This window comes from Dellaglioa sp. CoH-57-MRSF-18 (assembly GCF_056781995.1).
Map to the genome: position 1 here is coordinate 1 of NZ_JBXAXX010000094.1, position 426 is coordinate 426.

At 52.6% G+C, this 426-nt stretch carries 1 protein-coding gene; it reads right to left on the reverse strand.

The features are described from left to right. Nucleotides 1–426 (reverse strand): P-loop NTPase family protein (locus AC1RPG_RS08225; RefSeq protein ID WP_481762504.1); only part of this gene is annotated, 426 nt, incomplete at both ends.

The window sequence follows — 426 nt, forward strand, 5'->3', positions numbered from 1 at the left end:
CCTTCAGATACATGATGGTATCGAAGAATGGGTCCAGACCGCAGCCGTTTCCCTCAGCGTCGCTCACCCAGATGCGGAACCATGCTTTTCGTCCCGGTGTCCACAGCTTGTTTTTCACAGTCTTGGTCTGGATATAGCGATAGAAGTCGTTACCCTTCCCGGTAACGCTCTTCTCGATCTCGACGCCCTCTTCCTTATCGAAGACCGCGTTGAAAGGCATACCTGAGCCACGTTTCGTATTCCAGATTCGCACGTCCGAATAGTAGCGCAGCTTCTTACCGCACGATTCCTGCTGCTTCGGTCCGTACATAGCCATCGGAATATCAGACAGCTGATTCATGCCGATCAGGGAAATCATCTTCTTGCCCATCCGGCCTTTGATACGAGGCAGATGCTTTGCAAAGAATCGAGCGTGCACGCCCAGAG